The sequence below is a fragment of the Streptosporangium sp. OZ121 genome (assembly GCF_051918885.1).
Lineage (GTDB): Bacteria > Actinomycetota > Actinomycetes > Streptosporangiales > Streptosporangiaceae > Streptosporangium.
In genome coordinates this window covers 194,806-219,283 of record NZ_JBPXMC010000002.1, presented here as the reverse complement: position 1 = coordinate 219,283, position 24,478 = coordinate 194,806, and the positions used below count along the sequence as shown (strand labels likewise).

General features: G+C 71.7%; 26 protein-coding genes. 21 read left to right on the top strand and 5 right to left on the bottom strand.

The features are described from left to right. Positions 1 to 47: 47 nt before the first annotated feature. From ACTOQ1_RS05865 to ACTOQ1_RS05850, 4 genes are all read left to right on the top strand, one after another. Positions 48 to 683 (top strand): hypothetical protein, encoded by a 636-nt coding sequence (locus tag ACTOQ1_RS05865; protein ID WP_440065013.1) that lies wholly within the window; start codon positions 48 to 50, stop codon positions 681 to 683. Next, on the top strand, positions 667 to 1,227 hold the full coding sequence (locus ACTOQ1_RS05860; RefSeq protein ID WP_440065011.1) for an OmpA family protein: 561 nt from the start codon (positions 667 to 669) through the stop codon (positions 1,225 to 1,227). The genes ACTOQ1_RS05865 and ACTOQ1_RS05860 overlap by 17 nt, the downstream gene beginning before the upstream one ends. A 190-nt stretch (positions 1,228 to 1,417) precedes the next feature. Then, positions 1,418 to 1,678: a hypothetical protein gene (locus ACTOQ1_RS05855; RefSeq protein ID WP_440065010.1), complete on the top strand. Its 261-nt coding sequence runs from the start codon at positions 1,418 to 1,420 to the stop codon at positions 1,676 to 1,678. 12 nt (positions 1,679 to 1,690) lie between these two features. Then, a complete protein-coding gene (locus tag ACTOQ1_RS05850; protein ID WP_440065009.1) occupies positions 1,691 to 2,233 on the top strand; it encodes a Uma2 family endonuclease in 543 nt (180 codons plus the stop codon). A 157-nt stretch (positions 2,234 to 2,390) separates the two neighbouring features. Here the strand turns inward: ACTOQ1_RS05850 and ACTOQ1_RS05845 are convergent, their stop codons facing one another. The 3 genes from ACTOQ1_RS05845 to ACTOQ1_RS05835 form a co-directional block, all read right to left on the bottom strand. Then, complete coding sequence (locus ACTOQ1_RS05845) at positions 2,391 to 3,788, bottom strand: glutamine synthetase family protein (protein WP_440065008.1); 1,398 nt, start codon at positions 3,786 to 3,788, stop codon at positions 2,391 to 2,393. Between the two features lie 104 nt (positions 3,789 to 3,892). Continuing rightward, the gene (locus ACTOQ1_RS05840; protein WP_440065007.1) at positions 3,893 to 4,534 is read right to left on the bottom strand and encodes a putative Ig domain-containing protein; all 642 of its coding nucleotides are present in this window, start codon (positions 4,532 to 4,534) and stop codon (positions 3,893 to 3,895) included. Between the two features lie 421 nt (positions 4,535 to 4,955). After that, positions 4,956 to 5,117: a hypothetical protein gene (locus ACTOQ1_RS05835; protein WP_362676260.1), complete on the bottom strand. Its 162-nt coding sequence runs from the start codon at positions 5,115 to 5,117 to the stop codon at positions 4,956 to 4,958. Between the two features lie 566 nt (positions 5,118 to 5,683). Between ACTOQ1_RS05835 and ACTOQ1_RS05830 the strand changes: the two genes are divergently transcribed. Beyond that, the gene (locus ACTOQ1_RS05830) at positions 5,684 to 5,977 is read left to right on the top strand and encodes a hypothetical protein (protein ID WP_440065006.1); all 294 of its coding nucleotides are present in this window, start codon (positions 5,684 to 5,686) and stop codon (positions 5,975 to 5,977) included. A gap of 157 nt (positions 5,978 to 6,134) precedes the next feature. Here the strand turns inward: ACTOQ1_RS05830 and ACTOQ1_RS05825 are convergent, their stop codons facing one another. Beyond that, on the bottom strand, positions 6,135 to 6,764 hold the full coding sequence (locus ACTOQ1_RS05825; protein ID WP_440065005.1) for a TIGR03085 family metal-binding protein: 630 nt from the start codon (positions 6,762 to 6,764) through the stop codon (positions 6,135 to 6,137). Positions 6,765 to 6,915: 151 nt separating this feature from the next. On the opposite strand from ACTOQ1_RS05825, the gene ACTOQ1_RS05820 reads away from it, so the two are divergent. The 16 genes from ACTOQ1_RS05820 (at position 6,916) to ACTOQ1_RS05745 (ending at position 22,580) form a co-directional block, all read left to right on the top strand. After that, on the top strand, positions 6,916 to 8,718 hold the full coding sequence (locus tag ACTOQ1_RS05820; RefSeq protein WP_440065455.1) for an ABC transporter ATP-binding protein: 1,803 nt from the start codon (positions 6,916 to 6,918) through the stop codon (positions 8,716 to 8,718). 106 nt (positions 8,719 to 8,824) lie between these two features. After that, complete coding sequence (locus ACTOQ1_RS05815) at positions 8,825 to 10,597, top strand: ABC transporter ATP-binding protein (protein WP_440065004.1); 1,773 nt, start codon at positions 8,825 to 8,827, stop codon at positions 10,595 to 10,597. 154 nt (positions 10,598 to 10,751) lie between these two features. Continuing rightward, positions 10,752 to 11,708 (top strand): polyphosphate kinase 2, encoded by a 957-nt coding sequence (ppk2, locus tag ACTOQ1_RS05810; RefSeq protein ID WP_440065002.1) that lies wholly within the window; start codon positions 10,752 to 10,754, stop codon positions 11,706 to 11,708. Positions 11,709 to 11,774: 66 nt separating this feature from the next. Beyond that, a complete protein-coding gene (gene hisI, locus ACTOQ1_RS05805; protein ID WP_440065001.1) occupies positions 11,775 to 12,122 on the top strand; it encodes a phosphoribosyl-AMP cyclohydrolase in 348 nt (115 codons plus the stop codon). Next, positions 12,119 to 12,721, top strand: a complete 603-nt coding sequence (locus ACTOQ1_RS05800; RefSeq protein ID WP_440065000.1) for a Trp biosynthesis-associated membrane protein — start codon at positions 12,119 to 12,121, stop codon at positions 12,719 to 12,721. The genes hisI and ACTOQ1_RS05800 overlap by 4 nt, the downstream gene beginning before the upstream one ends. A 201-nt stretch (positions 12,722 to 12,922) precedes the next feature. After that, positions 12,923 to 13,369 (top strand): DUF4190 domain-containing protein, encoded by a 447-nt coding sequence (locus ACTOQ1_RS05795; RefSeq protein WP_440064999.1) that lies wholly within the window; start codon positions 12,923 to 12,925, stop codon positions 13,367 to 13,369. A gap of 208 nt (positions 13,370 to 13,577) precedes the next feature. Continuing rightward, positions 13,578 to 14,009 (top strand): DUF2752 domain-containing protein, encoded by a 432-nt coding sequence (locus tag ACTOQ1_RS05790; RefSeq protein WP_440064998.1) that lies wholly within the window; start codon positions 13,578 to 13,580, stop codon positions 14,007 to 14,009. A gap of 170 nt (positions 14,010 to 14,179) precedes the next feature. Beyond that, positions 14,180 to 14,989 carry an indole-3-glycerol phosphate synthase TrpC gene (trpC, locus tag ACTOQ1_RS05785; protein ID WP_362842743.1) on the top strand — a complete coding sequence of 270 codons (810 nt, stop codon included), beginning with the start codon at positions 14,180 to 14,182 and terminating at the stop codon, positions 14,987 to 14,989. A 27-nt stretch (positions 14,990 to 15,016) separates the two neighbouring features. Further along, positions 15,017 to 16,237 carry a tryptophan synthase subunit beta gene (trpB, locus tag ACTOQ1_RS05780; RefSeq protein ID WP_440065454.1) on the top strand — a complete coding sequence of 407 codons (1,221 nt, stop codon included), beginning with the start codon at positions 15,017 to 15,019 and terminating at the stop codon, positions 16,235 to 16,237. Positions 16,238 to 16,303: 66 nt separating this feature from the next. Then, complete coding sequence (gene trpA / locus ACTOQ1_RS05775) at positions 16,304 to 17,098, top strand: tryptophan synthase subunit alpha (RefSeq protein ID WP_440064996.1); 795 nt, start codon at positions 16,304 to 16,306, stop codon at positions 17,096 to 17,098. A gap of 205 nt (positions 17,099 to 17,303) precedes the next feature. Then, on the top strand, positions 17,304 to 17,837 hold the full coding sequence (locus ACTOQ1_RS05770) for a MauE/DoxX family redox-associated membrane protein (RefSeq protein ID WP_440064994.1): 534 nt from the start codon (positions 17,304 to 17,306) through the stop codon (positions 17,835 to 17,837). Next, positions 17,837 to 18,601, top strand: coding sequence for a DsbA family protein (locus tag ACTOQ1_RS05765; RefSeq protein ID WP_440064993.1), 765 nt, complete (start codon positions 17,837 to 17,839; stop codon positions 18,599 to 18,601). The genes ACTOQ1_RS05770 and ACTOQ1_RS05765 overlap by 1 nt, the downstream gene beginning before the upstream one ends. Before the next feature lie 26 nt (positions 18,602 to 18,627). Beyond that, positions 18,628 to 20,025 carry a prolipoprotein diacylglyceryl transferase gene (gene lgt, locus ACTOQ1_RS05760; protein ID WP_440064992.1) on the top strand — a complete coding sequence of 466 codons (1,398 nt, stop codon included), beginning with the start codon at positions 18,628 to 18,630 and terminating at the stop codon, positions 20,023 to 20,025. A gap of 148 nt (positions 20,026 to 20,173) precedes the next feature. Then, positions 20,174 to 20,893 (top strand): VIT1/CCC1 transporter family protein, encoded by a 720-nt coding sequence (locus ACTOQ1_RS05755; protein WP_440064990.1) that lies wholly within the window; start codon positions 20,174 to 20,176, stop codon positions 20,891 to 20,893. After that, a complete protein-coding gene (locus tag ACTOQ1_RS05750; protein WP_440064989.1) occupies positions 20,890 to 21,732 on the top strand; it encodes a hypothetical protein in 843 nt (280 codons plus the stop codon). Before ACTOQ1_RS05755 ends, ACTOQ1_RS05750 begins: the two co-directional genes overlap by 4 nt. A 233-nt stretch (positions 21,733 to 21,965) precedes the next feature. Next, positions 21,966 to 22,580 (top strand): hypothetical protein, encoded by a 615-nt coding sequence (locus ACTOQ1_RS05745; RefSeq protein ID WP_440064987.1) that lies wholly within the window; start codon positions 21,966 to 21,968, stop codon positions 22,578 to 22,580. On the opposite strand, the gene ACTOQ1_RS05740 is transcribed toward ACTOQ1_RS05745, so the two are convergent. Further along, positions 22,555 to 24,435 carry a bis-aminopropyl spermidine synthase family protein gene (locus ACTOQ1_RS05740; protein ID WP_440064985.1) on the bottom strand — a complete coding sequence of 627 codons (1,881 nt, stop codon included), beginning with the start codon at positions 24,433 to 24,435 and terminating at the stop codon, positions 22,555 to 22,557. The two genes, ACTOQ1_RS05745 and ACTOQ1_RS05740, sit on opposite strands and share 26 nt — an antisense overlap. Positions 24,436 to 24,478: the final 43 nt, after the last annotated feature.

Sequence of the window (24,478 nt, the reverse complement as noted above, 5' to 3'; positions counted from 1 at the left end):
CGTACGGTCGGGCTCGATGCGATCCACGACGGGCGGAGAAGGACGAGATGCGAAGAGGGTTCACACCGGGGGCGGTCGCGGTGGTGCTGGCGGCCACGTTGAGCGGCTGCGGGATGCTTCCCGGGCAGCAGGGGGGCGGCGGGGAGGAGCGGGTGACGACGACGTCGGAGGTCGCGGACCCCGTTGACACCGCGAAGCCGACGGAGGCCACGGAGACGACGGAGACCGGCGATCCCGCCGAGCCCGCCGGGCAGGTGGACGCACCCGCCGAGAGCGAGCAGGTGATCGCCCGCAAGAAGGTCAAGGCGAGTGGCGCCGACCTGACCGTGGAGATCACCGGCATCCGGCGCCAGGGCCGGCTCTCCACGCTGACCTGGACGGTCACCAACAACGGTGACGACCGGTGGCAGATGAACAGCGACATGGGCGACACCCCGGGCGGTCTCGGCCTGACCGTGGCCGGGGTCAGCCTGGTCGACCCGGTCAACGGCAAGCGGTACGTCGTCGCGCGCACCGGGAAGTATCCGAGGGCCAAGTGCCTGTGCTCCGAGTACGACGTGTTCACCGAGGCCGGTGAGGTGCTGTCCCTGCACGCCACGTTCGCCGCTCCGCCGCCGGACGTCACGAAGATCAATGTGGACCTCAAGGTGCTGGGTGTGTTCACCGATGTCCCGATCTCCTGAACGCCTCACGATCCTGGCACTCGGGCTCGCCCTGGCCGCGGGCCCCGCGACGGCCGCGTGGGCGGATCCGGGAGGCGACGTCACGGCCGGGGTGGAGGACATCGTCGCTCCCGTCGAGGACGTCGTCGCCGAGGTGGAGTCGCTCGACGGCGCCGAGAGCGAGGCGCGGCAGGGCGAGCAGGTCACCGTGGCGATCGCCGGCGACGTGCTGTTCGTCCTCGACAGGGCCGTGCTGACGCCGCGGGCGCGGCAGCGGCTGGGGCGGGTCGCCGCGAGGGTCCGGGCGGACTCCGCGGGCGGGACGGTCAGGATCGAGGGGCACACCGACGACCAGGGCGACGACGCCTACAACACCGCGCTGTCGCTCAGGCGGGCGCAGGCCGTGCGGCAGTCCCTCCAGGGGACGTTGACGGGGGTGGTCTTCCAGGTCGCGGGCTTCGGCGAGAGGCGGCCCCGGGTGCCCAACGTCGTCCAGGGGCGGCCGCTGGAGGAGAACCGGGCGAAGAACCGGAGAGTGGAGATCGTCTTCACCGCGAGGGGGTGAGCCTCGGGGTAAGCCGAGTCGTGGTGCCTCGCGGTTGGGCGTGTTTTGCGGTGCGGCCGAATGTCGGATCTTCCCACGCTGGAGTTCGACCCCGTGACCGTCAACGACCCGGTGCGGCTGCACCAGTGGCCGTACGGGCTCGACGTCCCGCTTTGTGAGGAGGTGTGTTTTAGGCGGCAGTGGAAAGGGCGTGAAGCTGTTCGTCCAGGTCTCGGACGTGTTTGCTGTCCTCCCAGGGGCGGAGTCGGGCGCGGGCCTGGCGTATGGAGTCGACGAGCCTGGCGGAACTGTGGCCCGTGACAATCTGGGCGGTTTCGCCGATCATCGTGGCGGCCGAAGGAATCTCACGCTTCGTGATCAGCGGAAGCCGTGGTCACCGCGGTCTGAAGACGGTTCGTTCGATGCGGCGCCGCATCTCGTTCGCTGGCATCATTGGATGTGGGCGAAGTGAGGAGGGGCCGAGATGTCAGATGATTCGAGGACGTTCAGTGAGCTCCTCGCGTTGGCGGCGGAGCGTGACGGGTACAAGGTCGAGTGGTACGCCGGGAAGATCGTGATGCAGGCGTCCGCGTCGGCCTTTCACAATCTGATCGTCAGCGAGACGATCCGCCAGATTCCCTCCGACGCGTGGTGGGCCCTGCCCGACATGGGGGTCGGGACCCCGGGTGACCATCGGGGGCCGCAGCCAGACATCGTGATCATTCCTGCCGGAAGCCTCAGCGACGACGAGAACCCGGTCCGCAAGGAGATCGTGGCGGCCGTCATCGAGGTCGTGTCGAAGAACACCCGCTCCGAGGACTACGGCGACAAGCCGGAGGCGTACGCCTCGATGGGGATCCCTGTCTACGTGATCATCGATCGTGAGTGCGAGACCATCAGGGTGTTCAGTGAACCCGACGTCAACCGTTACACCCGCGAGAACGTGAGTTCCTTCGGCAAACCGTTCACGATGCCGGAGCCGGTGCTGCTGACGATCAGCACGGAAGGTTATCCGGCCGCCCTGTAGCGGCGGTGGTCTCGTCGGGCACCGGTGCCCTACCAGCCGCCGGTGCCGAAGGCGTTCTCGTCGCGGTCGCCGTCCGTCGCCCACCACGGCGACAGCGCTGATTATCGCGCCCTCCCGCATATCTAGGGATGTACGGCGATATTAGGGCTTAAAGGATTTAGAAGACCCGGGAGTGGTGGAACAGCTCGTAGGCGGCGTCCTGGGCGGCGAAGGACCTGGCCTCGGAGCGTTTGACGGCCAGGTAGGCGGAGGCGCGCAGGGGTCCGAGGGCGTTCATGAGGACGTCGTCGGCCTCCAGGGCGTCCAGGGCCTCGTCCAGGGAGGCCGGGAGGCGGCGGACGCGTCCGGCGGGGAGGGTGGCGGGGTCGACGTTGACGGGGTCGCCGGGGTCGAGGCCGCGGCGGATGCCGTCCAGGCCCGCGTGGATGACGGCGCCCAGCGACAGGTAGGGGTTGGCCGAGGAGTCGGAGGGCTTGAGCTCCAGGTTGGCGGACGCCGCGGCGTCGCGTCCGGTGGGGGAGCAGATCCGTACCGCCGCCTCACGGTTGTCCATGCCGTAGCAGGCGTACGCGCTCGACCACGACCTCGGTGTCAGGCGCCGGAAGCTGTTCACCGATCCGCAGGTCAGCGCGGTGAGTGCCGGGAGGTGGGCGACCAGGCCGCCGATGAAGCGATAGGCGGCGGCCGACATGCCGTAGCGGTCCGAGGGGTCGCCGAAGGCGTTGGCCCGGAGTCCGGGGTCCCAGAGGGAGACGTGGAGGTGGGCGCCGTTGCCCGGCTGGCCGGCGAGGGGCTTGGGAGCGAGGGAGGCCCACATCGACATGCGCGCGGCGACGCCCCTGACCGTCTCGCGGTAGATCACGTGGTTGTCGGCGGCCTGGAGGGCGGGGGCGTGGTGGATCGACAGCTCGTGCTGGCCGTGGCCGAGTTCGGGATGGTAGTGCTCGGGCCGCAGGCCCTGGCTCTCCAGGGCGTGGAGCAGGGTCATCGTGTAGTCGTGGAGCTGGTTGAAGCCGGTGGTGGAGTAACACAGGCTGTCGTCGGCGGGGACCAGCCGGTCCAGGCCGCCGGCGGGGTCGGGTTCGCGGCGGCCCAGGGTGAACTCGGGTTCGAAGGCGGCGACGAGGGCGTGCCCCTCGGCGGCCAGGGCGGCGACGGCCTCGCGCATGAAGGTGCGCGGGCAGACGGGCCAGGCGGAGCCGTCGACCTGGCGCAGGTCCGCCAGCATGGCCGCGGCGCCGGGAGCGTAGGGCAGGTGGACGAACGTGGCAGGATCGGGGACGAGGCGGACCTCTCCCACCGGGCCGAGGTCCTCGACGTCCTGGAGTTCGTCGAGCATGTTCATCGCCATCATCGCCACGGTGTGCCCGATGCCGGTGTGGAGCCGCTCCGCCAGCCGGGAGCGGGAGGTGGCCTTGCCCCTGATCACGCCGCCGTGGTCGGCGTACAGGAAGCGGACCAGCTCGGCGCCCTCGGTGTCGGCGCGTTCGACGACGCGGCGCGCCGCGGCGGTGTCGAGCGGGTGGGGGCCGGTCATGGCCTGCTGATCTCCCATGCCTCCTGCGTAACACGTCCTCGGGGGGAGGGGAAGCACCCGGGGACGCTCGCCCCGGGAGCGATCCGGGACGATCCGGGGCGGTCGCGAGATTCCGCCCGCGGTTATTCGGTGGTCACGTCACCGCCGGAGTCGCCGTCGGAGCAGGGCGCACCGGCGAGGGAGGGAGCCGGGGAGAGCGAGCGGGCGCACTCGCAGGTGACGGTGATCGTCACCGTGCCGGTGGCGCAGCCGCCGGAGGCGGCGCAGGCCTCGACCGGGACCGTCCAGGTGCCGGGTACCCGGGAGGCGCCGCCGAGCAGGCCGTCGGCGTCGAGCGTGATCCCGGCGGGCAGGAGGGCGGGGTTGACCAGCCTGAAGGCGATCGTCTCGCCGGTCGGGCCGGCCAGCGTGATCCTTCCCCGCAGCGGCCGGTCGACGGGAGCGCCGAAGTGGCCGAGGGACGGGTGGGCCGAGAGGGACGAGGAGCCTCCCGCGAGGGGCCGCCCGGTCCCGCCGCCGATCGATGTCCGTACGGAGGCCTGCACCGGCGCCGGGACGGGGGCCTGGACCGGCGCTTGGGCCGGTGCCGGTGCCTGGGCCTGGACGGGCGACGGTGACGGTGCCGGGGCCTGGACGGGTGCCGGAGCCGGAGGCGGGTCCGGCACCGGGATCGCGAGGGCGACCCGTGGGGTCGCCAGCACGCCGCACACGACGGCTCCGGCGACGATGGCCCCGATTCCGGGGAAACCCCGCTTGCCACGCATGAACGATCCTCCCGTACGAGAAACGGACTTCCCCCAGGGTGCCGGAAAGATCATCAAGGGAGTGCCGTGATGACTTCCGCGGTCATCCATGATCGGGTCAGGACGTTCGCCGTACGGGTGGTCTCCGTGTCATGTCACCTGGGTGGGGTCCGTACCGCCCTGGTTCCGTACCACTCTGTACGGCGTTTCCGTACCACTCTGTACGGCGGGGCCGCGCGACTTCGGGCGGCGGGGCGCGGAGGTGACCTCGTGGCTGGTTCGCGGGTACGGGGGTGCTGCGGCGGCTTCCGGTGATCGCCGCGATACGTTTCCGGGATCGGCGGGGCCGACGGCATGGCGTTCGACGCGGGGTGCGCGCTCCCCTGTGGGTCAGCCGGGAACGCGGGTGAAGCGGTTCGGGCGGGAGGACCCCGCCGGGCGGTTAGGTGAGCACTCGGGTGAAGAACAGAGCCAACTGGTCTGCTCCCCTGATGATCCCGTCGAAGACTCCGTTGACCGCATTCGCCGCTTCGGCGGGTTTGGTGAACAGATAGAAGACCACGAAAGCTACCGCGAGGTAGGTGAGGATCTTCTTGACCTGCATGGGGGCCTCCTGGCAGTTCCAATCCCAGCCGTATATACCCGAATTTTATCGATCTTTGGCATCTGCGGCCCGGGTGGCTCCCGGATTTTGATGATCATACCCGTCTCGCGGGGGCGAGCCGCGGTCTGGTCGCGAGTTTGGCATAGGTCACACCCGCCATCGTGCGGTCGCGAGACGCTCCTGTCCAATCTTCATTGCCAGGTATACCGGTAGGGCTAGCCCGGCGCTGGACGTACGCCGAGCGCGGGGGTTGTTTTTGCTGGTCACCACCGATCCGGTGACCGGTCGTTCACTCCGGGAATCCGGTTTTTCCAGCAGATGTCAGGAAACGCGCGGCCTGCCGCCGGGCGGGCCGGGGCACGCCCGGCGGGACCGTTCGCCGATCCCCGGTGGCGCCGGGGGGGGGGCGACGGGCGACCGGCATGCCCTTCCCGCTCCCGCCCGGGCCGCCGCGCGGGACGGGTGGCGCGTAGGCGGCTGATGCGGCGTTTGTGGCTACAAAAAGAGGGGAATTGGTCGATGTATAGTAACTATAGGTAATTATTCATAAGCAGGGAGTGAGAACAATGACATCACCCGTCGGAGGCCAGCCAGGTGATCGGCCGCGGGGCGGCGGCTCTCGCGGGTTGTCCGGTGAGACGAAACCGGCGTTCCAGACCACCGAGTTCATCGCCTACATCGTCATCCTGGTCGCGATCGTGATCACGGCCTTCGTGGTCGGCGGTGACTCGCGCGGTTACGGTGACCCCTTCGGGGCGGAACACGCCATCAAGTACATCACCGTTCTCACGATCGGTTACATGATCGCCCGAGGTCTGGCGAAGGCCGGAAGCCGGGACCGGGGCGACGGCGTCCGCTAGCCCGCCCGGTTTCCGGCCGCCGACCGGCGGCTGATCGCCGGTCGTCCGGCGACAGGCCGTCGGCCGTCAGCCGTGGTCGCGAACCGTCGGCACCCGGACCGAGGCGGTCCGGGTCGTCGCCCACGACCTCTTCCCGCTCCCCGGGGAGCGGTTCCGCTCAGACGCCCAGGGGGGCGTCCATCAGCTGGGCCACGGTCTCCTCGTCGCCGCTCACGTCGACCTTGGCGTGGGACTGGCGGCCGAAGCAGAACAGCAGCAGTTCCCCGGCCGTGCCCGTCACCTCGACCTGAGGCCCCTCCTTGGGGCCGCCGATGGCGACGCCCCCGCCGATGCGGTGCAGGACCACCCGGACGGGAGAGCGGCGCAGGAACAGCCGGGCGCCGCGGTGGACCTGCTTCCAGAACCTCTGCTCCAGCTCGGCGGGCAGCTCCCGCGGCTCCCAGACCCGCTGCGCCCGCCGCACGTCCTCGTGGTGGATGAAGAGCTCCGTCGTGTTGACCGCCTCGTCCAGGCCGGGCAGGCGGTAGACCCCGGAAGGCCCGGAACGCACGAGTTCGACCAGGCCCGCGTACCCCTTCCTGGTCTTCGTGGACTCCTGCACCTTGGCGGTGTACCCGGCCAGCGGCTTGAGGAGGATGCCTCCGGCGGCGTCGGGGCGGCTCTCGCGGACGACGAGGTGGGCGGCGAGGTCGAAGGTGGTCCAGCCCTCGCAGAGCGTGGGGGCATCCGGGCCGAGCTGGGCGAACAGGTCGCTGAGCGCGGATCGTTCGGCGCGGGCGTAGTTCATTTCAGGTCCTAACAAGCCGTTGTGTGAGCAACCGGAGGGGTGAGCGTGACACTACCGAAGGTGGTTCGGGAATAACCCGATGATCCACAGTGATAGGGACTTAGGTAACAACGTTCCCCGTCGAAAGGACACCCCCCGCGTGGCGAGCAAGATGACCACCGCAGTCATGCGCAGGGGACTCGGGGTCCTCGGGGTGGCCATCCGGGCGGAGAAGGCGATCTTCTCCGCCGCGGTGCTGTCCAGCGCCCTGTACGGCGTGATGACCGTCGCCGCGGCGTGGGCACTGGGCTGGGCCACCGACCACGTCGTGCTCCCGGCCTTCAGGGACGGGCGGATCACGACGGGCACCCTCACCCTCGGTGCGCTTCTCATCCTCGGGGTCTCCCTGCTCAAGGCGCTGGGAGTGGCCGGGCGGCGGTATTTCGCCGGGGTCATGCAGTATCGGATGCAGGCCCGCTCCCGCCGCGACGTCACCCGCCAGTATCTGAGGCTTCCCCTGGCCTGGCATCACAGGCACCCGACCGGGCAGCTGCTGTCCAACGCCGGGTCCGACGTGGAGGCCGCCTGGGCGCCGCTCGCCCCGCTGCCGATGGCCGTCGGCGTGGTCGTGATGCTGGTGACCGCCGCCGTCGCGATGGTGATCACCGATCCGATCCTCGCCCTCGTCGGTTTCCTGGTCTTTCCCGCGATCGCCGTGCTCAACCTGGTCTACCAGCGCAGGCTCAACCCGCTGGCCACCCGCGCCCAGCAGTTGCGCGCCGAGGTCAGCGAGATCGCCCACGAGAGCTTCGACGGCGCCCTGGTCGTCAAGACCCTCGGCCGCGAGGACGAGGAGACCGCCAGGTTCCAGGCCAAGGCGGGCGAGCTGCGCGACGCCAACATCGCCGTGGGCCGGGTCCGCGGCCTGTTCGACCCGATGCTTGAGGCGCTGCCCACCCTGGGCGTGCTCGCCGTGCTGCTGATCGGCGTGATGCGGCTGGAGAGCGGCGCGATCGGCTCGGGCGTGCTCGTCCAGGTCGCCTACCTGTTCACCCTGCTGGCCTTCCCCATCCGCGCGCTCGGCTGGGTGCTCGCCGAGCTGCCCAGGTCCGTCGTCGGCTACGAGCGGATCCAGGCCGTGCTCGAGGCCACCGGCTCCATGGAGCACGGCGCCGTCGAGCTGCCCGGCACCGAGCCCGCCAGGCTGGAGGTCCGCGACCTCGGCTACGCCTACGGCGACGGCGAGTTCCCCGTTTTGCGCGAGGTGAGCCTGGAGGTCGGGCCCGGCCGTACCGTCGCCCTGGTCGGACCCACCGGCTCCGGCAAGTCGACGCTCGCCCAGGCCCTCGTCCGCCTGGTCGACCCGGCGGAGGGCGTCGTGCTGGTGGACGGCACGGACCTGCGCGACGTCGCCAGGAACGGGGTCAGCGACGCGGTGGCGCTGGTGCCGCAGCAGACGTTCCTGTTCGACGACACCGTACGCGGCAACGTCACCCTCGGCCGGCCGATCGCGGACGAGGACGTCTGGGCGGCGCTGCGCCTGGCGCAGGCCGAGGGGTTCGTCAGCGCCCTGCCCTCGGGGCTGGACACCCGGGTCGGCGAGCGCGGCACCACCCTGTCGGGCGGCCAGCGCCAGCGGATCGCCCTGGCCCGCGCGCTGGTACGCCGCCCGCGGCTGCTCGTCCTGGACGACGCCACCTCCAGCGTCGACCCGCAGGTCGAGGCGAGGATCCTGTACGGGCTGCGGGACGCGGCCCAGGTCTCCACCGTGGTCGTCATCGCCTACCGGATGGCCACCATCGCCCTGGCCGACGAGGTCGTCTACCTCGACCACGGCCGGGTCGTCGACCGGGGCGGCCACGCGGAGCTGCTCGCCCGCTGCGAGGGTTACCGCAACCTGGTCACCGCCTACGAACGCCAGGGCGCCGAGCGCGAGGCGCTCGACGCCGAGCAAGAGGAAGAGGTCAGCGCGTGAGGAAGCACCACCGGCCGGGGGAGCACCCCGCCGGGACGACGCGGGGCGAGCGGGGCCGCGGTCCGCTGGGGCCGAGGCTGGGGCTGGGCCTGGGAGGACGGTGCCGGTGAGCTCGTTCCAGGGAGTCGAGCGCTCCGGGCTGGCCACCGTCAGGCACGGCCTGTCGCTCACGCCGGAGTTCCGCAAGGGGCTGGCCGGCACGCTCGCGCTGGCCGTGGTGGCCACGGTCGGCAAGATCATCGTGCCGATCGCCGTCCAGCAGACCATCGACACGGGGCTCGCGAAGGGGGCCCCGGACGTGGCCTACGTCCGCACCGCCGTGCTGCTGTGCGCCGCCGCCGTGGTGTTCACCGCGCTGTGCGCGTACCTGATGAACGTCCGCCTCTACCGGGCCACCGAGTCCTCGCTCGCCACGCTCAGGGTGCGCGGCTTCCGGCACGTGCACGACCTGTCGGTGCTCACCCAGAACTCCGAGCGGCGCGGCGCCCTCGTCTCCCGGGTCACCGGCGACGTCGACCAGATCAGCGTGTTCATGCAGTGGGGCGGGCTGATGATCATCGTCGCCCTGGGCCAGCTCCTGGTCGCCACCGGGCTGATGTTCGTCTACTCCTGGCAGCTCGCCCTGCTGGTGTGGCTGTGCTTCCTGCCGCTCATGGTCGTCCTGCCGCGCTTCCAGCGGTGGCTGTCCGGCGCCTACACGCGGGTCCGCGAGCGCACCGGCGACATGCTCTCCGCCGTCAGCGAGTCGGTCGTGGGCGCGGCCGTGATCAGGGCCCACGGCTCCGAGGCCCGTACGGCCGAGCGGCTCGACGTCGCGATCGACGCCAACATGGCGGCGCAGGCCCGCACCCAGCGGATCGTCGCGACCGTGTTCCCGCTGACCGAGATCGTCGCCGCCGTCACCCTGGCGGCCGTGGTGCTGGTCGGGGTGCGGCTCGGGCTGGCGCAGGACATCACCGAGGGGCGCCTGGTCGCCTTCCTGTTCCTCATCACGCTGTTCGTCTCGCCGATGCAGATCGCCACCGAGGTGCTCAACGAGGCGCAGAACGCCGTCGCCGGGTGGCGGCGCATCCTCGGCGTGCTCGACACCCCCGCCGACGTCGCCGACCCGGGCCCGGAGGGCGTCGAGCTGCCGCGCGGTCCCATCTCGGTCTCCTTCGAGGACGTGGAGTTCTCCTACCCCGGCGGGGTCCCGGTGCTGCACGGGGTATCGGCGGACATCCCGCCGCGCTCGCGGATCGCCGTGGTGGGGGAGACCGGTTCCGGCAAGACGACCTTCGCCAAGCTGCTCACCCGCCTGATGGACCCGGTCTCGGGGCGGATCACGGTCGACGGCCACGACCTGCGGACCGTCCGGTTCTCCTCGCTGCGCAGCCGCATCGTCATGGTGCCGCAGGACGGCTTCCTGTTCGACGGCACCCTGGCGGAGAACATCGCCTTCGGCCGCCCCTCGGCGACCGAGGCGGAGATCCGGCTCGCCATGACCGAGCTGGGGCTCACCGACTGGCTGGAGGGACTGCCCGCCGACCTGTCGACCAGGGTCGGCCAGCGCGGCGAGTCGCTGTCGGCGGGCGAGCGCCAGCTCGTCGCGCTCGCCCGCGCCTACCTGGCCGACCCCGACCTCCTGCTGCTGGACGAGGCCACCTCCGCGGTGGACCCGGCGACGGAGGTGCGGCTGGCCCGCGCCCTGGAGGGCGTCACGCGGGGCCGCACCGCCGTCTCCATCGCCCACCGGCTCTCCACCGCCGAGGCGGCGGACGAGGTGTTCGTCTTCGACAAGGGCCGGATCGTGCAGCGCGGCCCGCACGCCGAGCTGGTACGCCGGCCCGGCGTCTACGCGGACCTGCACGCCTCCTGGGTCTCGGCCGCCCGCTCCTAGCGGAACGGCCGCGCCCTCGGCCGGGACGGACCGCCCGGCGAAGAGGGGACGGACCACCCGCGAAGAAAGGGATGTCCGGGAAGGATTAGCCTTTTCAGAGGGTGGTAGGGGCAGTGCGGAGGCGGGCCCCACGCCCGCCCGAGGGAAGGGACCGATGGCAGAGTTGGTTGGCGGGGAGCCGTCGGAAGGCCAGTTCCCCGTGGTGGACGTTCACGCGGCGATAGACCGCAGCGATCTGCTCGACGAGCTGACCGACCTGCGGGTCAACGACGATGACGACGACGATCCCGTCCTGCTCCGCAAGGACGGCAGCCCGGTCGACACCTGGCGGGAGAAGTACCCCTACGGCGAGCGGATGGGGCGGGCGGAGTACGACCGGATCAAGCGGCTGCTCCAGATCGAGCTGCTCAAGCTCCAGTACTGGATCAAGGACACCGGGGGACGCATGGTCGTCCTCTTCGAGGGGCGCGACGCCGCGGGCAAGGGCGGCACGATCAAGCGATTCATGGAGCACCTCAACCCCCGGGGCGCGAACGTGGTGGCGCTGGAGAAGCCGAGCGAGCGCGAGAGCACCCAGTGGTACTTCCAGCGCTACATCTCCCACCTGCCCGCCGCCGGCGAGATGGTCTTCTTCGACCGCTCCTGGTACAACCGCGCCGGGGTCGAGCGGGTGATGCGCTTCTGCACCCCCGAGGAGTACCTGGAGTTCCTGGAGCAGGCCCCCGAATTCGAGCGGATGCTCGTCCGCGACGGCATCCACCTGGTGAAGTTCTGGTTCTCGGTCTCGCGGTCCGAGCAGCGCACCCGATTCGTGATCCGCCAGGTCGACCCGGTGCGGCAGTGGAAGCTGTCGCCGATGGACCTGGAGTCGCTCGACAAGTGGGAGGACTACACCGCCGCCAAGGAGGACATGTTCGTCAACACCGACACGGAGGAGGCCCCGTGGACGGTGATCAAGAGCAATGACAAGAAGCGGGCCCGGATCGAGGCCATGCGGCACGTCCTGAGCCTGTTCGAGTACGAGAACAAGGACCACGAGGTCGTCGGCGTCCCCGACCCCAAGATCGTCGTCCACGCCGCCGACGTGCTCGACGACGACCGCAGCCACTGAGGCGAAGACCGGCCGCGAGACCAGGCCGGACGCGACCCCTCCTCCCGGTTGCGGCACAATTGCCGCATGTCCCTTGACCTCGCCATCGCGGCCCGGCTGAAGCGCACCGCCGACGGGCTGGTTCCCGCCGTCGTCCAGCAGTACGACACCGGCGAGGTGCTCATGCTCGCCTGGATGGACGACGAGGCGCTGCACCGCACGCTCACCACGGGAAGGGCCACCTACTGGTCACGCAGCCGCGGGGCCTACTGGGTGAAGGGCGACACCTCCGGCCACGTCCAGCACGTCAAGTCCGCCGCGCTCGACTGCGACGGCGACACCATCCTGCTCAGGGTCGACCAGGTGGGCGCCGCCTGCCACACCGGCGACCGGACCTGCTTCGACGCCGGCGAGCTGACGGTGACCCGGGCGTGACGGGCAGGCGGGAGCTGTGGACCTGGCTGGCGGCGTGCGTGGCGGGCGCCGCGCTCGTGCTCCTCGCCGCCGGGCGCGACTGGTTCACCGTGACGTACGACACCCGCGAGGTGGCGGTCTCCGCCGCCGAACTGGTGCCCGCGCTCGGCCCCGCCGCCTGGGCGGCGCTCGCCGCGGTGGTCGCGGTCCTCGCCACGGGAGGCGTGTGGCGCGGGATCGTCGGAGCGGTGATGGCGCTCGGCGGGGCCGGGATGATCGCCGGTTCCTGGTGGGGGAGCGGCGCGAGCGCCGCGCTGCGGATCTCCGCCGAGCAGGCGCCGATGTCCGCCGGCACCGTCCCGCAGGTCGCGCCGGCCGTCGTCTGGCCGATCCTCGCCTCCGCCGGGGGGCTCCTGCTGCTGGCCGGAGGAGTGGCGGTGATCCTGCGCGGCGGACGCTGGCCGGGCATGTCCGGCCGCTACGACCGGCAGGGGCCCGGTCCCGGGGGTGCCGCGAACCGTCCCGCTCCCGCCGAGAGCGCCCTCGGCGAGCGGGCGCTGTGGGACGCCCTCGACGAGGGCACCGACCCCACGGCCGACCCGGACCCCCGCGAGCGCTGACCCCGGCGGTCGGCACCGACCAGATCGAGTCCGGCTCCCGGCGGACCCCCGCGAGCGCCGACCCCGGCGAGCGCTGATCCCCGTCCTGCGCTTTCGGCCACGACTTGCTCACAACGCGCTCACAAGCGCGAACGGATCCTCTCCTTCCGGGAGCATTTTCGCTAGGATTTCGCCCGCAACTCGGATAATTGGGGGTCATTCATGAGCTATGGCAATCACTCGGATGGCTATGGCCAGACCCCAGGGGGCGGCGGTTACGGCCCCCCGGGTGGCTACGACTCGTCCGGCGGTTACGGCACCGGAGGGCACGGCGGGTACGGCCAGCCCGGTGGCGGTTACGGCCAGCCCGGCGGCTACGACCCCTACGGGGGGTACGGCAAGCCGCCCAAGGGCAACAACGGCATGGCCATCGCCGCGCTGATCATGGGCATCGTGGGGTTGTTCAGCTGCGGGCTCCCCTCGATCGTGGGTGCGGTGCTCGGCCACATCTCGCTGGGACAGATCAACCGGACGGGCGAGGAGGGCCGGGGCATGGCCGTCGCGGGCCTGGTCCTGTCCTATTTCGGCATCCTGTGCTGGCTGGGCGTGGTGTTGCTGTTCTGGCTGATCGGGGCCGGCGCCCTCATCGGCAGCGGTGGGGGCTACTGACGCGGGGCCGGGCGTCCGGCGCCGCTCCCGCCGGGGCCCGCGACCGGTCCCGGTTCCCGCGGGGGTTCGCGCCAGGCGGCGCGGTGGCGGTGTGGGTAGGGTGACCGGTGAGGGCCGGTGAGAGATGGCCACCGGTGAAGGGTGCTGACGGGCCGGTTGATGGCATGGTGAGGGCACGACGACGGCACGGCGACGGCACGGTGACGGCGTGGTGACGGGGAAGACCGAGGGTCCGCGCGGGACGCGTGCGGCGGCCGTGCTGGCGCCGCTCGGCGTCGCGCTGGCGGCGGGCGCGGCGGTGGCGTTCGTGGGGGCGGTGGATCCCGGCGAGCCGGGCCACTACCCGACCTGCCCCTTCCTCATGCTCACCGGCCTCTACTGCCCCGGTTGCGGCGGCCTGCGAACGGTCTACGCGCTCGTCCACGGGGATCCCGTGGCGGCTCTGGGGCTCAATCCGCTCGTCGTGCTCATGATCCCGGTGCTGGTCGTTCTTTGGGGCCGTTGGACGCTGCGTGCCTGGTCGGGCGGTGTGCCCGCCGGGAAATCCATTCGCCCGGCGTACGTGTGGTCATTGCTCGCTTTGCTGGTCGTGTTTTGGATAGTGCGAAATCTTCCTTTTGGGGAATTCCTGGCCCCATAGTCACCGATAGGTCTCACCCCGTGGCGGAGCGACCCCGGCAGGGCCGATAGCATCGGCGGAACAAGGGCAGTCGATTCGGGAGGGGCCTTACTCGTGAGCGAGCGGAGCGAGCGAACCACGGATACGGCAGCGTTCGCGAACCTGGCCCCGGAGCTTCGCGAGGAGGGCAAGTGAGCGTGCTCGAGGAGATCCTCGAAGGAGTCCGCGCCGATCTGGCCGAGCGGCAGGAGAAGGTGACGCTGGCCGAGCTCAAGGAGCGGGCCGGGCGGGCACCGGCCCCCCGTGACGCGTACGCGGCGCTGGGCGGCGACCAGGTGGCGGTCATCGCCGAGGTCAAGCGCTCCAGCCCGTCCAAGGGCGCCCTGGCCGCGATCGCCGACCCCGCCGCGCTGGCGGGTGACTACGAGTCGGGCGGCGCCCACGTCATCAGCGTGCTCACCGAGCGGCGTCGCTTCGGCGGCAGCCTCGACGACCTGGCCGCCGTGCGCGCCGTCGTCGACATCCCGGTGCTGCGCAAGGACTTCATCGTCACCTCGTACCAGCTCTGGGAGGCCCGTGCCTACGGCGCCGACCTGGCGCTGCTGATCGTCGCGGCGCTCGACCAGAACGCGCTGGTCTCGCTGATCGAGCGGGCCGAGTCGATCGGGCTCACCCCGCTGGTCGAGGTGCACACCGAGGAGGAGCTCGACCGGGCGCTCGCCGCCGGAGCGAAGATCATCGGTGTCAACGCGCGGAACCTCAAGACCCTCGAGGTCGACCGCGAGGTGTTCGCCAAGCTGGCTCCCAAGATCCCCGACGGCGTCATCAAGATCGCCGAGTCGGGCGTGCGCGGCCCCCACGACCTGCTCGCCTACGCCAGGGCGGGAGCCGACGCCGTCCTGGTCGGCGAGAGCCTGGTGACAGGCAAGGACCCGCGGGCCGCCGTGGTCGACCTGGTCACCGCCGGTGCCCACCCCGCATCCCGACCCGAGGGGCAGTAAGCAGTGACAACGCACGACGGAACCGTCATCACCACCGCCGACCTCGCTGGCAACGCCGCGCACGGCGACGACCCCGACATCCACGGCAAGTTCGGCGTCTTCGGCGGGCGCTACGTGCCCGAGGCGCTCATCCCGGCGCTGGACGAGGTCGCGGCGGAGTACGACAAGGCGAAGAACGACGAGGCGTTCATCCGGGAGTTCGACCACCTGCTGCGCACCTACGCCGGGCGGCCGACCACGCTGACCGAGATCCCCCGCTTCGCCGAGCAGGCGGGCGGCGCCCGGATCATCCTCAAGCGCGAGGACCTGACCCACACCGGCGCCCACAAGATCAACAATGTGCTCGGCCAGGCCCTGCTGACCAAGCGCCTGGGCAAGACGCGGGTGATCGCCGAGACCGGCGCCGGCCAGCACGGCGTCGCCACCGCGACCGCCGCCGCCCTGATGGGCCTGGAGTGCGTCATCTACATGGGGGCCGTCGACTGCGAGCGCCAGGCGCTCAACGTCGCCCGCATGAAGCTGCTCGGCGCCACCGTCGTCCCGGTCACCAACGGCAGCCAGACCCTCAAGGACGCGATCAACGAGGCGTTCCGCGACTGGGTCGCCAACGTCGACCGTACCCACTACCTCTTCGGCACCATCGCGGGCCCGCACCCGTTCCCGGAGATCGTCCGCGACTTCGCCCGCATCATCGGCGTCGAGGCCCGCCGCCAGATGCTGGAGCTCACCGGCGGGCTGCCCGACGCGGTCGCCGCCGCCGTCGGCGGGGGATCGAACGCCATCGGCGTCTTCCACGCCTTCCTCGACGACAAGGACGTCCAGCTGCACGGCTACGAGGCGGGCGGCCGGGGCCGGGAGAGCGGCGAGCACGCCCTCACCCTCACCGAGGGCTCCATCGGCGTGCTGCACGGCTCGCGCACCTACGTGCTGCAGGACGACGAGGGCCAGACGATCGAGTCGCACTCGATCTCGGCCGGGCTCGACTACCCCGGCGTCGGCCCCGAGCACGCCTGGCTCAAGGACAGCGGCCGCGCCACCTACCACGGCATCACCGACGCCGAGGCGATGGACGCCTTCGCGCTGCTCGCCCGCACCGAGGGCATCATCCCCGCGATCGAGTCCTCGCACGCGCTCGCCGGAGCCCTCAAGCTCGGTCGCGAGATGGGTCCCGAGGCGACGATCCTGGTCAACCTCTCGGGCCGGGGCGACAAGGACATGAGCACCGCGATGAAGTACTTCAACCTCTGACCCTCTGACGACCGACTTGCTTCCCCTCCGGCGGCCCGGAGGGGACGAACCGCAACGGAAGTAACGATGACGACTCTCCAGACGGTGTTCGCCAAGGCTAAGGCGGACGACCGCGCCGCCCTCATCGGATACCTGCCCGCCGGGTTCCCCAGCAAGGACGGTGCGATCGCCGTCGCCACCGCCATGGTGGAGGCGGGCTGCGACGTGATCGAGATCGGCCTGCCCTACTCGGACCCGCTCATGGACGGTCCGACGATCCAGGACGCCGTCCACCGGGCGCTGACCAACGGCACCCGCATCGCCGACGTGCTGCGCACGGTCGAGGGCGTGGCCGCCACCGGTGCCGCCACCCTGGTCATGACGTACTGGAACCCGATCGACCGCTACGGCGCCGACCGCTTCGCCAGGGACCTGGCGAACGCGGGCGGGGTGGGCACCATCACGCCCGACCTGACCCCCGAGGAGGCCGGTCCCTGGCGCGAGGCCAGCGCCGCGGCCGGGATCGACACCGTCTTCCTGGTCGCGCCGAGCTCCACCGAGGCCCGCATCAAGGCCGTCGTCGACAGCTGCACCGGCTTCGTCTACGCGGCGTCGCTGATGGGCGTCACCGGTGCCCGCGAATCGGTCGGCGAGGCCGCGCAGGGCCTGGTCGAGCGCACCCGCCGGCACACCTCCCTGCCGGTGTGCGTCGGCCTGGGCGTCGGCACCGGGCGGCAGGCCGCCGAGGTCGCCGGCTACGCCGACGGCGTCATCGTGGGGTCGGCGTTCATCCGCCGCGTCCTGGACGCTCCCGACGAGGCCTCGGGTCTGGCGGCGGTCCGCGAGCTGGGCGCCGAGCTGGCGGCGGGCGTCCGAGGCTGAGAACCCACCAGGGCGCGGCCCCCTCGCGACGGGGCCGCACTCCGGTCTTTTGCCTGTCAGGCAGGCTTATTCAACGCTTATCCAGCCCGTGATGAGGTTTCCTTCGGATACCTTGCGTTCGCCGGAGACGTCCGTGCCCGGGGCCTGGAATAGGAGAATGGTGCTCGTGACCTCTGATAACCCCGCGCCCAATAGGTCGCGTATCGTGATTTCGGCGCTACCCTGGGTAACGACCGTCTCACGGCTGGTGCTGGCGGGCGTGCTGATCGTCGCGGGTTGGGGCAAGATCGGCACCCCGGTGCTCTCGGTTCAGGCGGTCGAGGCATATGAACTGCTCCCTGAATCGCTCGCCACGGTGGTCGGCTACGGCCTGCCGATCCTGGAGATCGTCGTGGGGGTGTTGCTGGTCGTCGGGCTGCTCACCCGGGCGGCGGGTGTCATCTCGGCACTGCTCATGCTGGCGTTCGTCATCGGGATCGCCTCGGCGTGGGCGCGCGGGCTGCGCATCGACTGCGGCTGCTTCGGCGGCGGCGGTCAGCTGGCGGCCGGGGTGGAGCCCGACTACCTCATCGACATCCTGCGTGACTTCGGTCTCTTCGTGCTCGGCGTGCTCGTCGCCTGGTTTCCTCCGGGCCGCTTCGCGCTGGACTCCGCCCTGGGACTCACCCCGGGACGGGAGCCGTACGACGACCTTGACGGCGACGACGAAGAGGAGCCCCAGGAAAAGGAGACCGTCTGATGGGCAAGGCCGCGCGGGAGCAGTCGGCGCGTGATCGGATCAAGGCACAGCGCGAAGAGCAGATGGTGAAGGAGAGGCGCAAGCGTATGGCGACCATCGGAACGGCCGCCGTCGTCGCGATCGCCGCCGTCGGGGCAGGCTGGTGGTTCGCCGCCCAGAGCAGCAGGTCCGAGCAGGTCGGCGCCGCGCTCGCGCCGGTCACCGTCGCCGCGGACGGCTCGGTGGTCATGGCCAAGGCGGGCGTGGAGAAGCCGGTCCTGGACGTCTTCGAGGACTTCCAGTGCCCCGCCTGCGAGGCGCTGGAGAGGACCAGCGGCGCCACGATCAAGAACCTGGCGGCCGAGGGTAAGGCCAAGGTCGTCTACCACCCGATCACGATCTTCTCGGAGCAGACCAACAAGGGCATCACCCGGGGCAACTCCGTGCGCGCCGGGGCCGCCTCCCGCTGCATCGCCGGAGGCGCGCCCTGGAGCAGGTTCCACGACAGGTTGTTCGAGGAGCAGCCGTCGGAGAGCGTGGAGGGCTTCACGATCCCCGACCTGATCGCCTGGGGCAAGGACGCCGGGGTGACCGACGCCGGCTTCGAGAAGTGCGTGACCAGCCAGGAGAAGGCGGCCGCGCACCTCGCCTACAGCGCCGAGGTTCTGAAGAGCCAGAAGCTCACGGGCACCCCGACGCTGAAGCTCAACGGCGCCGAGGTGGACACCGCGGTGGCTTTCAAACCGGCCGACCTACGCCAGGCCGTTCTTGATGCCGCCAAGTAGCGCGCGACACGGTAACGTCACCTGACATGCCCCTCGCCTCGATTCCCAGCCCCTCCCAGGGGGTCTGGCACCTTTTCGGCGTGGTCCCCATCCGGGCCTACGCACTGTGCATCGTGCTCGGCGTCGTCGTCGCGGTCGTCATCAGCGAGCGCCGCTGGCGCGCCCGCGGCGGCGTTCCCGGCACGATCGTGGATCTCGCCGTCTGGGCCGTGCCGTTCGGCCTGGTCGGTGGTCGCCTCTATCACGTCATCACCGACTGGCAGCTCTACTTCGGGCCGGACGCGCCCAACGAGCCGATCGAGGCGCTGTTCATCTGGAACGGCGGCCTGGGCATCTGGGGCGCCGTCGCGCTCGGCGGCGTGGGCGTCTGGCTGGGCTGCCGCGGCCGGGGCATCTCCCTGACCGCGGTGGCCGACACCGTGGCCCCCGGGATCGCGGTGGCCCAGGCCATCGGCCGCTGGGGCAACTACTTCAACCAGGAGCTGTTCGGCAGCCCCACCGACCTGCCGTGGGGCCTGGAGATCGACCCCGACCGGCCCGGCACGGTGCCCGGTGAGGACACCTACCACCCCACGTTCCTGTACGAGTCGATCTGGGACCTGGGCCTGGCGCTGGTCCTCATCTGGCTCGGCCGCAAGTTCGTGCTCCGGCACGGCCGCCTGTTCGCGCTCTACGTCGCCGGTTACACCGTGGGCCGCTTCTGGATCGAGGGCCTGCGGGTCGACACCGCCCACCACATCCTCGGCCTGCGGCTCAACCAGTGGACCTCGATCATCGTGTTCGTCGGGGCGATGGCCTACTTCTGGTACGCCAGGAACAAGACCGCCGAGGAGCGGGTCATCCCGGTGACCGGTCCCGCCGGCATCGAGGGCGGGGCCGTCGTTCCCGGTGAGGACGAGAGCGCGGATCCGGCGAAGGGCGAGGACGGGAACGCGGCCGCACCGGCCGGTGCCCTGGCCGCGTCGGATGTGGGAGACGGCACGGGGGGTCCCGTCGACCCGGCCCACCCGTCCGACCAGGCCGACCCTGCCGAGAACGACGGCGAGAGCGGGCAGGACACCGGGGCGCGGCCCGCCTCGGCGACGCTCGCGACCGGAGACCCGGGCCCGGCCGGAGGCGCGGTCGATCCCGCCCACCCGTCGGACCAGGCCGAGCCGGTGGAGAGCGGCCGGGACGGGGGCGACCCGGTCGACGACGAGCCGGGCGGCACGGTTCCGGCCGCCGCCTCGGACAAGATCACCCCGGAGAGTGCCGCCCCGGGTGACACCACCTCGGACAGCACCGTCCCGGAGAGCACCACTCCGGAGAGCACCGCCTCCGACAGCACCACATCGGGCGGGGCAGCTTCCGACGCGGAGAGAGACGATCTCCGCGGGGAGACCGCGACGAAGGGTGTTCCCGAAGGCGGGAAAGAACGACGTTGACGTTCTCCCCACGGTCGAGGCCCCGGGGCCCCGGACGCGCCGCCGGATCGTCCGGCACACCGGCGTATCCCTTCTCCGGGGCCGAGACCGGCGGCCCGCAGCCTCCCCCGCGCGCTGAGTCCCCGGGGCCGTCTCCCGAAGGACCGCAGTGAGCCCGGACGCCTTCGGGGGGCGCGCCGAGATGCACCACCGGCATCGCGACGTCAACGGCGGCTGGTTGCGGCCGTCGGTGTTCGGCGCGATGGACGGCCTCGTCTCCAACTTCGCCCTGATCGCCGGTGTCGCCGGCGGCGCCGCCGGCACCAGGGTCATCCTGCTGGCCGGCATCGCCGGACTGGCCGCGGGCGCGTTCTCCATGGCCGGTGGCGAGTACGTCTCGGTGGCCAGCCAGCGGGAACTCGCCCTGGCCGAGATCGACGTCGAGCGGCGCGAGCTCGAACGCCACCCCGAGGCCGAGCTGGAGGAGCTCGCCAAGCTCTACGAGGAGCGGGGCGTCGATCCCGAGGTGGCGGCCGAGGTGGCCAGGCAGATCTCCACGGACCCGGAAAGGGCCCTGGAGGTGCACACCGAGGCCGAGCTCGGCGTCACCCTCCGTGACCTGCCCTCGCCCAGGACCGCCGCGATCTCCTCCTTCCTGTCGTTCGGCGTGGGCGCGCTCCTGCCCCTCCTGCCGTACCTGCTCGGTGTCACCAGCCTGGTGGCCTCGGCGGTGATCTCCTGCCTGGCGCTGTTCGGCGCGGGCGCGCTGGTCTCCCGGGTCACCGCGCGCAGCTGGTGGTACAGCGGGCTGCGCCAGCTCGTCGTCGGCGCGGTCGCCGCCGGCCTGACCTTCGCCCTGGGCACCTTCCTGGGAGGAACCGCACTTTGACCCCTCCACCTCCGACCCCCACCCCGACCCCCGGGCGCAAGCGTCGCCGTACCTCCGGCAAGGCGCAGACCTGGAGTGTCCCCCTGCTGGAGGAGTGGGGGCTGACCCGGACCCAGCAGCGGCTGGTGCTGGTGTTCGGATCGCTGGCGGGCGTGCTGGTCGCCGCGCTCGCCCTCACCCTGGCGATCTCCGCGATCGGCAACGACTTCGAGCCCGAGCGGGCCACCGCCTCGGTCATCGGCACCGAACCCCGGCCGGACGTCTACCGGGGATGGCCCTCCTCCAAGGTGTTCGCGCCGATCGCGGAGAGCAGGGCCGACCCCAAGCCGCTGACGGTCAAGGACCTCTTCGCCAAGACCCTCAAGGAGGGCAGGACCACGCTGAGGCTGGCGGGCGCCCCCAAGCTGGAGAACGACTGCGTGGCGGCGACCTGGGGCCAGGGGCTCGCCGACCTGCTCACCCGGGGAGGGTGCACCCAGGTGGCGAGGGGCCTGTACGCCAGCGCCGACGGCCGTTACGTCGCCCAGTACACCATGTTCAACCTGCGCGACACCGCCTCCGCCGACGCGCTGGCGAACACGCTGACCACCCTGCACCGGGGCGGCTGGGTCCGGCCGCTCCAGACGCTCAAGGTCGCCTTCCCCGCCGGTGGCCACACCGAGGCCAGCGGTCACGCCATGGGGCACTACGCGGGCCTGGTCTGGATCGGCAGGGCCGACGGAGCGGAGCCGGGCCCGAGGGACGACTTCGTCTCGCTCTCCCTGACGGTCCGCGCCACGGAAAAGGCGATCTTCCGCCGCATCGTCGCCGCCTCCCCGGCGCCCGCTCCGGCCAAGTAGTTCCCGTACGCCGGGTCGTTCCCCGGATTTTCCGGCCGGGTGCCGCCGAACCGGCCGAGCCGGCGGTGTCCGGCCGCCCCGAAGGCCGCCACGGAGACCGCCCCGGAGGCCGGGCGGCGGCGCGGGGGAGCCCGCCGGCCGCCGGGCGGGGTCACCGACCGTGAGCCGCCGATTCCGGTCGGGAATCCCGGTTCTTCGGGGACCGGGGAGATCTCGAAGTAAGCTTTTTCCCCATGCGCAAGTGGATCATCATTGTCGTGCTGGCCGGGGTCGCCGGGGTGGGAGCCTTCCTGTGGCTGGGCAACGAGCCCGCCCCGCGCGCCGCGGTCCTGCGCGCGGAGTCCGGTACGGCCCACTACGCGCCCATAGCGACCCGTGCCCTCGATCCCCGGCCGCTCACCGTCGCCGAGATGTTCCCCGGCCCCTCGGTGTCGGCGGGCACGACCAGGCTCGCGCTCAGGAGCACCGAGGCCCTCGCCGACTGCGCCGAAGCGGTCTGGGGGAGCGCCGAGGACGCGCTCGGCGGGTGCACGCAGGTGCTGCGGGCTCGTTACGAGACCGAGGACGGAGCGGTCTCCGGCCAGTTCCTGATCTTCAATCTCGCCGACTCCGCCGCCGCCGACAGGCTCGTGGCGGCGCTCAAGGCCGGCGGCTTCGTCCGGCCCGCCCCCGACACCCCCGACGGCTTCGACGGCTCGCGCAGCTGGGCCCAGGTCCGCGGCCTCGGGCACTACGTCACGGTGAGCTGGGTCGCCCCCGTCGTGCCGGGGAGCAAGGTGGATCTCACCTATCCGCAGGTCGCGATGGACGGCCTCGGCCTGGTCATCCAGCGCCGGCTGGTGCCCTGAGGGAGCTCTCCACCGCGGCCCGCAGCTCCAGCAGCCGGTGGGCGGGCAGTTCGAGGACGGTGACGTCGCCCGCCCACGGGGCCACGGCGGTGACGACCGCCCTGGCCTGTCTCTTCGTCAGGTCGCCCCTGACCCTGATCAGGGCCTCGCGCCAGGTGTTGGCGAGCTTGCCGTGCGCGTTGTCCAGGACGCGGCGCAGGATCCTGGCCGCGTCGTCGCCGGTCTCGCCGTTTCCGGCGTTCCCGGTGGGCGGCGCCACCCGTACGGCGCGCACGGACGCGCCCTCGGCGGTGAGCTCGTAGACGGGGGCGAGCAGGTCGGCGGGGAGGTCCTTCGGGGCCGTGGCCAGCGTGACCCGGACCTCCGCGGCGCGGGTGGCGAGCAGCAGGCGGGGCAGCGCGGCCTCCAGACCGGCGGGTACGGCGATCGCCACCCTGGCCGGGTCGCTGGCGTAGGGCTTGGCCAGCCAGGTCGCCAGGCGCGCTCTGGGGGCCCTGGGCAGCACGTCACGGGGCCACTCGCCCACCAGCACCTCCGGGACGAACCCGTCGCCGGAGTCCGCGGCCGGGGCGGCGGAGGGAGGCGCCGACTCCACGGACTGCGGGCCCTGCGTGTAGATGGCGGTGCCGGACGCCTCGGTCCTGGCGGCCGCGGCGGGCCAGGTTCTCGTCGTGGGACGCAGGACGTACAGGTCGGCGGCCGACCCGATGGCCTCGGCGCCGAGGTAGCGGTTGAAGTCGGGATAGATCGCCTCGTTGACGAGGTTGAGCTGCGACAGGGCCTGCTGCACCTTGAGGGCGAGCGCGGGGGTGCGCTCGCTGGCGCCGTACGCCAGCATGATCCGGCCCTGCTCGCGGTCGCGCAGCCCCTCCGCGCAGCGGGCGACGAACAGCCCGACGCCCTCGGGGGTGTAGGGAGGGTCGGTGATCGCCAGATCGGCCCAGGACTGCGCGGAGGCGGGCAGTCCCAGGCGCAGGTCGGCCCACCGGGTCCGCACGGCCAGGCCGAGCCGGTCGGCCTGTCCTGCGATGTAGGCGAGGATGCGCTCGTCGAGGTCGACGACGGTCACCTCGACGCCCGGGTGCAGCATCGCGGTGGCCAGCGAGGTCAGGTCGTGGTCGCCCACGCACAGCAGCCTGGCGCCGTCCAGCCAGAACCGGGCGTCCAGCAGCAGCGCCCGCCTGACCACGGTCTCGCCGGTCGCGGCGACGTGGTCCAGCGTGTGGCGGCCCCGGGGCGCCTTGGCGATCAGCTCGTCCATGCGCGCGACCAGGTCCGCGTGGCCGGGAAGCAGGTGGGCCACGGGATCCGCCGGTCCCAGGGCGCCCCCTCCCGGTCCGGCGGGCGGGAAGGCGCTCTCCCGCCGGGCCGGGCCCGGTCGGTCCCGGTGCACCGGGACAGGACCCGGCCGGGCGGGATCCAGCCAGGCCGGCGGGGCCGGAAGCCGGAAGCGGTCGCCGGACCGCTCCAGCTCCCCGTCCACCTCGCGCAGCAGCGCCTCGACGGTCCGCCGCGACGTCGCGGTCTCCCTGACCAGGTCGGCGAGCGTCCACCAGCGGCCGTCGCCCAGGGCGGCGAGCGCGTTCCGCAGCCGCCTGCCGTCGACGCCCGCCCGCGCGACGAGCGCCTCGGCCCCGATCCCGGCCCCGGCCTCGCTCCCGGCTCCGGTCCCCGCCCCGGCCCGGGGCCCGGCTCCCGCGCCGGCTCCGGCCAGGTCACCGGTTTCGCCGGGGACGCCGGGGGTGCCGGGGGCGTCCGGTGCGCCGGACCGCCTCGACACGCCCGGGATGTCCGGAGTGCTGATGTCTGTCAGATCGGTGGGGCCACCCGGGCCGGCGGGGTCGCTCGGTTCCATTGGGCCACCATAGAGCCCGGACCTGGAATGTTGCGCCACCGTT